Source organism: Burkholderia sp. Nafp2/4-1b, assembly GCF_003635165.1.
In the GTDB taxonomy this organism is placed as follows: domain Bacteria; phylum Pseudomonadota; class Gammaproteobacteria; order Burkholderiales; family Burkholderiaceae; genus Burkholderia.
The window spans coordinates 210,260-219,157 of record NZ_ML058605.1 but is presented as its reverse complement, the minus strand read 5'-3'; the positions used below and the strand labels follow the sequence as shown (position 1 = coordinate 219,157).

Genomic DNA, 8,898 nt, shown 5'->3' with positions numbered 1-8,898 from the left:
CGTGCTGTCGTGCTGTCGTGCTGTCGTGCCGTCGTGCTGTCGTGCACCGTGCCGGGTTCGCGGCAGCCTGCCGCGCACCGGCGGTATACTCGCGGCCCTTTTTGCCCGGCGGGCGGGCGCCGGTTGTCGCGCCCGTCGTCGCGACGCCCTGCTCCATCATCATTGCGTACATCGCGAAGTGCTATTGCCCGATTGGCTGATTGTGGCGCGCCCGTCGTCATGGCACGATCGTTCGCAAAACTCGCCGCGCCGCCGCCCGGCCCTTCTTCTGGAGACGCCATGACCTCGCCTGTCCGCTCATCCGCGCCGCTCGACGTCGCGGCGCTGCTCGCCGCGCTGCCCGGTCGCATCGCCGACGTGCCCGCCCGCTGGGCCGCGCAAGCGCCCGCACACCCGGCGCTGATCGAGGACGCGCGCCGCCTGTCGTACGGCGAGCTGGCGCAGGCCGTCGTCGCGGCCGCCGCACGGCTTGCGGAGCTCGGCGTGCGCGGCGGCGATCGCGTGATGATCGTCGCGGAAAACAGCGTCGCGCAGATCGTGCTGCTGTTCGCGGTTGCCCGCGTCGACGCGTGGGCGCTCGTGTCGAACGCGCGGCTGTCGGCGAGCGAACTCGATGCGATCGCCGCGCACGCGCGGCCGAAGCTGATCGCGTTCGCGACGGAAGCGTCGCCCGACGCACGCGCGCACGCCGTGCGCTACGACGCGACGCCCGCCAGCACGCTGCCGGTCGACATCGGCGCGTGGTCGCACCGCGTTGACGCAAGCGCGCCCGGCGAACCGGTCGCGGCTGACGGCGCAGCGCAATGCGCGGCGCTGATCTATACGACCGGCACGACCGGCACGCCCAAAGGCGTGATGCTGTCGCATCGCAACCTGTTGTTCATCGCGGCAACGTCGAGCGCGTTGCGCGGCGTGTCGCCGGACGATGTCGTCTATACGGTGCTGCCGGTGTCGCACGTGTACGGGCTCGCGTCGGTGTGCCTCGGCAGCCTGTACGCGGGCGCGACGCTGCGGCTCGCGCCGCGCTTCTCGCCGGAGGCCGTGCGCGTCGCGCTCGCCGACGAAGGCGTGACGATCTTCCAGGGCGTGCCGGCGATGCACGCGAAGCTGCTCGAGCACCTGCAGACGCACGCGCACGCGTGGCATGCGCCGCGGCTGCGCTTCGCGTATTCGGGCGGCTCGCCGCTCGACGCCGACCTGAAGGCGCGCGTCGAGCGCGTGTACGGCGTGCCGCTGCACAACGGCTACGGGATGACGGAGAGCAGCCCGACGATCACGCAAACGCCGATCGACGCGCCGCGCACCGATTGCTCGGTCGGCGTGCCGATCCCCGGCGTGGAGATGCGGATCGTCGCGCCGGACGGCACCGACGTGCCGCCCGGCGAAGTCGGCGAAATCCGCGTGCGCGGGCCGAACGTGATGCTTGGCTACTACCGCAACTCGGACGCGACGCGCGCGGCCGTGTCGCCGGACGGCTGGCTCAGCACCGGCGATCTCGCGCGCCGGGAAGCCGACGGGTCGGTGACGATCGCGGGGCGCAGCAAGGAGCTGATCATCCGCTCGGGTTTCAACGTGTATCCGGTGGAGGTGGAACAGGTACTGAACGCGCACCCGGACGTCGTGCAGGCGGCCGTCGTGGGCCGGCCGGTCGAGGGCAACGAGGAAGTGCTCGCGTTCGTCGAGCTGGTGCCCGGCGCGACGGCAACCGAGGCCGCGCTGCACGCGTGGTGCGCGCAACGGCTCGCGCCTTACAAGCGCCCGGCGCGCATCCGCGTGCTCGATGCGCTGCCCGCCGCGTCGACGGGCAAGGTGCTGAAGCACAAGCTGCGCGAGCTCGCGTAACGAACATAACGCACGGAACGCACGGAACGCGCTGCGCCGCCCGCCTCCGCCTTCGCGCACGCAGGCCGGCGCCGACGCCGGCGCCCGCGCCCGCGCCCGCGCCCGCGCCGCATCACCCTAACCGCGCGGATGGTGCTCCGCGTGCAGCGTCTTCAGCCGCTCGCGCGCGACGTGCGTGTAGATCTGCGTGGTCGAGATGTCGCTGTGGCCGAGCAGCAGCTGCACGACGCGCAGGTCGGCGCCGTGGTTCAGCAGGTGCGTCGCGAACGCGTGCCGCAACGTATGCGGCGACAAGTGCGCGCGCACGTCGGCCTGCTGCGCGTGGCGTTTGATGATGTTCCAGAACTGCTGGCGCGTCATCCCGTCGCCGCGTGCGGTCACGAACAGCGCGTCCGCCGCGCGCGCGCCGAGCAGCGCCGGCCGCGCGTCGCGCAGATAGCGCTCGATCCAGCCGTGCGCGACTTCGCCGAACGGCACGAGGCGCTCCTTCGACCCCTTGCCCATCACGCGCACGACGCCTTCGTTGAGCCCGACCTCGACCGTCTTCAGCGTGACGAGCTCGCTCACGCGCAGCCCGCTCGCGTACATCAGCTCGAGCATCGTGCGATCGCGCAAGCCAAGCGGCGTCGCGATGTCGGGCGCGCCGAGCAGCGCTTCGACCTGCGCCTCGGACAGCGTCGACGGAAACCGCGCGCCCTGCTTCGCCGACGTGATGCGCAGCGTCGGATCCGCGCTCGCGTGATGCTCGCGCACGGCCCAGCCGTAATAGCGACGGAACACCGACAGCCGCCGGTTCGACGACGTCGCCTTGCCGTCGCTGCGCGCGGCGATGTAGCCGGTCACCATCGCTTCGTCGGCCGCGTTGAGCGGCGTGTCATGCGTCGCGGCCAGCCATTGCGAAAACAGCACCAGATCGCGCCGGTACGCATCGAGCGTGTTGCGCGCGAGCCCGTGCTCGAGCCACAGCGCATCGCAGAACACGTCGATCGACGCACGGCTCGCGAGCAGCGCGGGCGAAGCCGCGGCCGCGTCGTCGCGGGCGTCGGCGGCGTCGGACGTGGCGTCGGAGTCGGAGGAAAGCAGTGGTTCGCTCATCGGTACGGCACGCCCTCGTGCGCCAGCAGCCAGCGCTTCACTTTCTGGAAATAGCCGCCGTCGTCGTGGTTCGCGAAGCCGCCGAGGCCGCCCGCCGCGACGACGCGATGGCACGGAATCACGAGCGGGAAGTAGTTCGCGCCGCACGCCTGGCCGACCGCGCGCGGCGCGCTGCCGATCCGCTTCGCGACCTGTCCGTAGGTCAGCACCGTGCCCGGCGGAATGTCGCTGATCACGCTCCACACGCGATGCTGGAATGCGCTGCCGACGTTGGCGAGCGGCAGGTCGAAGCGCGCCGAGGCCCGCTCGAAATAACGTTCGATCTGCTCGACCGCGCGCTTCGCGAGCGGCGAATCCGGATCGACGGACCTGACCGACTCGGGCAGATAGACGATCTCGCGCACCACCGCGCCGTCGGTGCGGATGCCGACCTTGCCGAACGGTGCGTCGATGACTGCGTTGAACATGGACTTCTCCTGACCGGTGAAACGCGCGGCGCGCTCACGCGCCGACGACACTTTACGCCGCCTTCATGCGGCACGCAGCGCCCATTCGACATGCTCGCGCACGATCGGCGACGGATCGTCGGCCCGCGCGCGCAACGCGGCGACGATCGCGTCGCGCGCCTGCGGCGTGAGGCGATCGGCCGGCGCGCGCAACGCATTGCCGAGCCCGACGGCGAGATTGCGCAGCCAGCTTTCGTGACCGATGCGCCGGATCGCGCTGCCCTGCATCCGCGTGTCGAACGTGTCGGCGTCCCAGCCGAACAGCTCGACGAGCGTCGCGCGATCGAGCCCGTGCCGCACGTCGAAATCGGCGACCGGCGCGGCCTGCGCGAACTTGTTCCACGGACACACGAGCTGGCAGTCGTCGCAGCCGTACACGCGGTTGCCGATCATCGGCCGCAGCGGCTCCGGAATGCTGCCTTTCAGTTCGATCGTCAGGTACGAGATGCAGCGGCGCGCATCGACGCGATACGGCTCGACGATCGCGCCGGTCGGACACGCATCGATGCAGCGCGTGCAGCTGCCGCAGTGCGCGCCGGGCGTCTCGGGTGCGGCATCGGGCGACGTGTGCGCGTCGGTGGGCAGCGGCACGTCGACGTAGATCTCGCCGAGAAAGAACAGCGAGCCCGCATCGCGCTGCAGCAGCAACGTGTGCTTGCCGCGCCAGCCGACGCCGGCCTTCTGCGCGAGTTCGACCTCGAGCACCGGCGCCGAATCGGTGAACACGCGGTAGCCGAACGCGCCGATCTCGCGCTCGATGCGCTCCGCGAGCGTCTGCAGCCGGTTGCGCAGCACCTTGTGATAGTCGCGGCCGCGGGCGTAGATCGACACGACGGCCGCCTGCGGATCGTCGAGGCGCGCGCGCTCGCGCGTGCGCCAGTCGTGCGGCGCGAGCGCACCGGACGATGCATCGGGCGCGTCGGCGGCGAGCGTTTCGGCCGGCAGATAGGCGAGCCGTGCGGAAATCACGCGTCGCGTACCGGCCACAAGTTCGGCCGGCCGCGCGCGTTTCATTCCGTGTTTCGCCATATAATCCATTTCGCCGTGGTACCCGGCTTCCAGCCAGGCGGCGAGGCCTGCTTCGGCATCCGAGAGATCGGTATCGCTGATGCCGATCGCCCCGAAACCCAATTCGCGCCCCCACGCCCTGATGCGAGCGGCAAGCGCAGTCAACGTCGCATCATCGAGCGCGCACGGCGCCGCGCCTTCGGCATGAGCCGAAGGCCTGTCGGATGCGGCGAGTTCCGGTAAGCGGTTCATCGCACTATTTTACGAGAATGTCAGCCACGTCCCATACGCCTCATGCCGACACGCTGCCTGCCCCGCTCGCGGAGCGCGTGATCGCACTCGCCGACGAAGCGGCGACCGAGGCCTTCGGCACCCGCTTCGCGCACGCGCTCGACGCGGCTCGCGGCGAACTCGCCCGCGCGCACGCATTCGACGGACTGCAGATCCAGCTGATCGGCGATCTCGGCGCGGGCAAGACGACCCTCGTGCGCGCGATCCTGCGCGGCCTCGGCCACGCGGGGCGCGTACGCAGCCCGACCTACACGCTCGTCGAACCATACGCATTCGCGCGCGACGACGGGGAACTTGAGGTCTATCACTTCGATCTGTATCGATTCAACGATCCGGCCGAATGGTCCGACGCAGGCTTTCGCGAGTATTTCAATTCCAGCGCGATCTGCCTCGTCGAATGGCCGCAGCAGGCAGGTACCCTGCTCGGCGTGCCCGATCTGGTTTTCTCGCTCGACGTGAAAGGCGACGGCCGCGCCCTCACCGTCCGTGCGTTCAGCGCTTCAGGAAAGGCATGTCTCGAAAGATGTTGATCAAACCATTCCGCTCGATCGAATCGGCGGCCACCGCGACGCACAACTGGCGCCGCCGCCAGATCCTGCGCGCGGGCGCGTCGACGCTGGTGCTCGGGCTCGTCGCGCCGCGGCTCGCGCATGCGTCGTCGGTGCTCGGCGTGCGCGTGTGGCCCGCGCGCGATTACACGCGCGTCACGATCGAATCCGACCAGCCGCTGCAGAATAGCCAACAGCTGCTGCAGGGTCCCGACCGGCTCGTCGTCGACCTGAACGGCCTCGAGCTCGACCAGGCGCTGCGCGACCTCGTATCGAAGATCGCGCCGAACGATCCGCAGATCCAGTCGGTGCGCGTCGGCCAGTATCAGCCGCATGTCGTGCGAATGGTGTTCGACCTGAAGGGCTCGGTGAAGCCGCAGGTGTTCACGCTGCCGCCCGTCGGCACCTACAAGTACCGGCTCGTGTTCGACCTGTATCCGGCCGTCGCACCCGATCCGCTGACCGACCTGATCGCGCAGACGGAACGCAAGGAACAGGCGCTCAACGACACCGCGCGCGCGCAGCAGATGCAGCCGCCGACCGCGCTGAACGGCCCGGGCACGCCCCCGCCGCCCCTGGCGAACGACAACAGCGACGCGTTCTTCCAGCGCTTCGCACAGAACACGCCGGCCACGCCGCGCACGCCGCCGGCAGCGACGCCTTCGACGCCGGCAAAGCCCGCCGTCAAGCCGCCGCCCGTCATCGCGCGCCGCGACGACAGCGACGACGACGGCGAGACATACAAGTTCACCGCACCGAAATCCGGCAAGGGCGGCACCGTGCGCCTGTTGACGGTGGCGATCGATCCGGGCCACGGCGGCGAGGATCCGGGCGCGATCGGCGGCGGCGGCACGTATGAAAAGCACATCGCGCTCGACATCGCGAAGAAGCTGCGCGCGAAGATCGACGGCGCGCCGAACATGCGCGCGATGATGACGCGCGACGCCGACTTCTTCGTACCGCTGAACGTGCGCGTGCAGAAGGCGCGCCGCGTCGGCGCGGATCTCTTCGTGTCGATCCACGCGGATGCGTTCACGACGCCGTCCGCGCGCGGCTCGTCGGTGTTCGCGCTGTCCGACCACGGCGCGACGAGCGCCGCCGCGCGCTGGATGGCGAACAAGGAAAACTCGTCCGACCTGATCGGCGGCATCAACATCAAGACCGCGGACGCGGCCGTAAGCCGCGCGCTGTTCGACATGTCGACGACCGCGCAGATCCGCGACTCGCTGCGCTACGGCAACTACGTGCTGAAGGAAGTCGGCGGCATCAACAAGCTGCACAAGGGCTCGGTCGAGCAGGCCGGGTTCGCGGTGCTGAAGGCGCCCGACATTCCGTCGATCCTGGTCGAGACCGCATTCATCAGCAACCCGGACGAAGAGCGCAGGCTCAACGACGACAGCTATCGCGACGAGATGGCCGACGCGATCTTCCGCGGCATCAAGCGTTACTTCGCCGCGAATCCGCCGCTCGCGAAGAACCGGATGGCCTGACGGCCGCGCGCAAGCCCCGCTCTCCCGCCGCCGGCACGCACTGCGTGCCGGCGCGTCACGACGCCGCGAAGCGGCGCATCAGCTTCCCGCCGAACACGTTCACCGCAAGCCCGCCCATCACGAGCGCGGCGCCGATCAGCTGCGCGCGCGTCAGCTGCTCGTCGAGCAGCAGCGCCGACGACGCGAGCCCGACGATCGGCACCAGCAGCGAGAACTGCGCGACCTGCGCGGCCGGATAGCGCGACATCAGGCGGCTCCACAAGCCGTAACCGAGCAACGTCGCGACGAATGCGAGATACACGACCGCGAAGATCGACGCGCCGTTCAGCCCGGCGAGCGCGGCCCCGATCCGCTGCGGCCCCTCGAACCACAGCGACAGCAGGAAGAACGGCACCGGCGGCACGAGGCTCGCCCATACGACGAGCGACACGAGATTGGCGTTGCCGACCTTCTTCGTGACGATGTTGCCGAACGCCCACATCGCGGCCGAGCAGAGGGTCAGCAGGAAGCCGACGAGCGTCATCGCGCCGCCGCCCTGCACCGCGATCACGACGAGCCCGGCCGCGGCGATCGCGAGGCCGATCAAGTTCCGCACGTGCAATCGCTCGCCGAGGAACAGCATCGCGAACACGAGCGTGAAGAACGCCTGCGACTGCAGCACGAGCGACGCGAGGCCGGCCGGCATGCCGACGTACATGCCGGTGAACAGCAGCACGAACTGGCCGAGCTGGATCGTCGCACCGTACAGGAGCAGCATGCGCCACGGAATCCGCGGCCGGCGCACGAAGAACACCGCGGGCACGGCGGCGAGCGTGAAGCGCAGCGCGCCGAGCAGCATCGGCGGCATCCCGTGCAGGCCGACCTTGATCACGACGAAGTTCGCGCCCCACGCCAGGATCACGATCAGCGCGAGCAGCAGGTCCTTCGGGGCCATCATCGGCGTCTCCTCGATTGTCGAATGGTTGTTCTGAAGCCGGTCAGTCTACCGGCTTTCTCTACCGGCTTTCGGCGCACGGCCCGATACCCGCACGGTGCGCGTGGAATCCGCCGCGCGCGGCGACGAAGCGGCGCCAGGATGAGCATCGCGCGTACCCGCTCGCGCCGCCGCCGCCGCCGCGTGGCGCCCGTGCATGCCGCACGCGCGTCGCTCCCCCCGCCAGTACAATGACCGGCATTCCAGCCGTTCCCCACGAGGCCCGCCATGACCGCTCCGATCAAAGCCCTGCTGAAGCCGCACATCCGCGACATCGGCAACCTGCAGGTGCGCCGCACGCTGCCCGCGCTTGCCGCGCGCCTCGTCGGTCCGTTCATTTTCTTCGATCACATGGGGCCCGCGGCGCTGCCGGCCGGCACCGGGCTCGACGTGCGCCCGCACCCGCACATCGGGCTCGCGACCGTCACCTACCTGTTCGACGGCGCGATCCTGCACCGCGACAGCCTCGGCTCGCTGCAGGAAATCGTGCCGGGCGACGTGAACTGGATGACGGCCGGCCGCGGCATCGTCCACTCGGAGCGCACGCCCGACGCGCAGCGCGAGAACGGCCACACGGTGCACGGGATCCAGACCTGGGTCGCGCTGCCGGTCGCCCACGAGACCACGGAGCCGTCGTTCGAGCACCATGCGGCCGACACGCTGCCCAAGCGCGATGAAAACGGCGTCGCGCTGACGGTGATCGCCGGCGACGCGTTCGGGCTGCGCTCGCCGGTCACGACGTTCTCGCGCACGTTGTACGTCGCCGCCGAATTCGCGGCCGGCGGCACGCTGGCACTCGACGCGTCGCACGAGGAGCGCGCGGTCTACGTGGTCGACGGCGACCTGACGATCGACGGCACGCCGGTGCCGCCCGAGCAGATGGCCGTGCTCGCGCCGGGCGCGAGCGTCACGCTCGCCAGCGGCAACGGCGCGCGCGCGATGCTGCTGGGCGGCGACAAGATCGACGGCGAACGCTTCATCGAATGGAATTTCGTCGCCAGCAGCCGCGACGCGATCGAGCGCGCGAAGCTCGCGTGGACGAACCAGGAAATGGGCAAGGTGCCGGGCGAAACCGAGTGGATTCCGCTGCCCGAATCGAAGCCGCGTTGAAAAACGCGCGCGCCGCCCCCATCCTGACGACATTC

9 protein-coding genes are annotated in these 8,898 nt (G+C 69.9%); 5 read left to right on the top strand and 4 right to left on the bottom strand.

From position 1 onward, the window contains the following. Both C7H84_RS36935 and C7H84_RS15020 read left to right on the top strand, forming a co-directional pair. Positions 1-200, top strand: a 200-nt coding sequence (locus C7H84_RS36935) for a hypothetical protein (protein WP_205611426.1), incomplete at its 5' end; no start/stop codon positions are given. A gap of 79 nt (positions 201-279) precedes the next feature. Beyond that, complete coding sequence (locus C7H84_RS15020) at positions 280-1,842, top strand: AMP-binding protein (RefSeq protein WP_121859522.1); 1,563 nt, start codon at positions 280-282, stop codon at positions 1,840-1,842. Positions 1,843-1,959: 117 nt separating this feature from the next. On the opposite strand, the gene xerD is transcribed toward C7H84_RS15020, so the two are convergent. From xerD to queG, 3 genes are all read right to left on the bottom strand, one after another. Further along, entirely contained in the window at positions 1,960-2,937 is a 978-nt protein-coding gene (xerD, locus tag C7H84_RS15015; protein ID WP_162999285.1) for a site-specific tyrosine recombinase XerD, read from the bottom strand. Beyond that, a complete protein-coding gene (locus C7H84_RS15010; RefSeq protein WP_121859674.1) occupies positions 2,934-3,404 on the bottom strand; it encodes a methylated-DNA--[protein]-cysteine S-methyltransferase in 471 nt (156 codons plus the stop codon). Before C7H84_RS15010 ends, xerD begins: the two co-directional genes overlap by 4 nt. Before the next feature lie 63 nt (positions 3,405-3,467). Then, the gene (gene queG / locus C7H84_RS15005; RefSeq protein ID WP_121859521.1) at positions 3,468-4,703 is read right to left on the bottom strand and encodes a tRNA epoxyqueuosine(34) reductase QueG; all 1,236 of its coding nucleotides are present in this window, start codon (positions 4,701-4,703) and stop codon (positions 3,468-3,470) included. A gap of 17 nt (positions 4,704-4,720) precedes the next feature. Here queG and tsaE point away from each other — a divergent pair, with 17 nt between their 5' ends. Together tsaE and C7H84_RS14995 are read left to right on the top strand one after the other, a co-directional pair. Next, complete coding sequence (tsaE, locus tag C7H84_RS15000; protein WP_121859520.1) at positions 4,721-5,272, top strand: tRNA (adenosine(37)-N6)-threonylcarbamoyltransferase complex ATPase subunit type 1 TsaE; 552 nt, start codon at positions 4,721-4,723, stop codon at positions 5,270-5,272. Next, positions 5,254-6,780, top strand: a complete 1,527-nt coding sequence (locus C7H84_RS14995; RefSeq protein WP_121859519.1) for an N-acetylmuramoyl-L-alanine amidase — start codon at positions 5,254-5,256, stop codon at positions 6,778-6,780. The genes tsaE and C7H84_RS14995 overlap by 19 nt, the downstream gene beginning before the upstream one ends. Before the next feature lie 55 nt (positions 6,781-6,835). Here C7H84_RS14995 and C7H84_RS14990 read toward each other — a convergent pair whose 3' ends face one another. Further along, positions 6,836-7,714, bottom strand: coding sequence for an EamA family transporter (locus C7H84_RS14990; protein ID WP_205611429.1), 879 nt, complete (start codon positions 7,712-7,714; stop codon positions 6,836-6,838). Positions 7,715-7,981: 267 nt separating this feature from the next. On the opposite strand from C7H84_RS14990, the gene C7H84_RS14985 reads away from it, so the two are divergent. Beyond that, on the top strand, positions 7,982-8,863 hold the full coding sequence (locus C7H84_RS14985) for a pirin family protein (RefSeq protein ID WP_121859517.1): 882 nt from the start codon (positions 7,982-7,984) through the stop codon (positions 8,861-8,863). The last annotated feature ends 35 nt before the right edge of the window (positions 8,864-8,898 follow it).

Excerpts from the sequence above, each read along its gene's own strand:
- xerD (WP_162999285.1), bottom strand. The coding sequence starts at position 2,937 with ATGAGCGAACCACTGCTTTCCTCCGACTCCGACGCCACGTCCGACGCC.
- C7H84_RS15020 (WP_121859522.1), top strand. The coding sequence starts at position 280 with ATGACCTCGCCTGTCCGCTCATCCGCGCCGCTCGACGTCGCGGCGCTG.
- C7H84_RS15010 (WP_121859674.1), bottom strand. The coding sequence starts at position 3,404 with ATGTTCAACGCAGTCATCGACGCACCGTTCGGCAAGGTCGGCATCCGC.
- C7H84_RS14995 (WP_121859519.1), top strand. The coding sequence starts at position 5,254 with ATGTCTCGAAAGATGTTGATCAAACCATTCCGCTCGATCGAATCGGCG.
- tsaE (WP_121859520.1), top strand. The coding sequence starts at position 4,721 with ATGTCAGCCACGTCCCATACGCCTCATGCCGACACGCTGCCTGCCCCG.
- C7H84_RS14985 (WP_121859517.1), top strand. The coding sequence starts at position 7,982 with ATGACCGCTCCGATCAAAGCCCTGCTGAAGCCGCACATCCGCGACATC.
- C7H84_RS14990 (WP_205611429.1), bottom strand. The coding sequence starts at position 7,714 with ATGGCCCCGAAGGACCTGCTGCTCGCGCTGATCGTGATCCTGGCGTGG.
- queG (WP_121859521.1), bottom strand. The coding sequence starts at position 4,703 with ATGAACCGCTTACCGGAACTCGCCGCATCCGACAGGCCTTCGGCTCAT.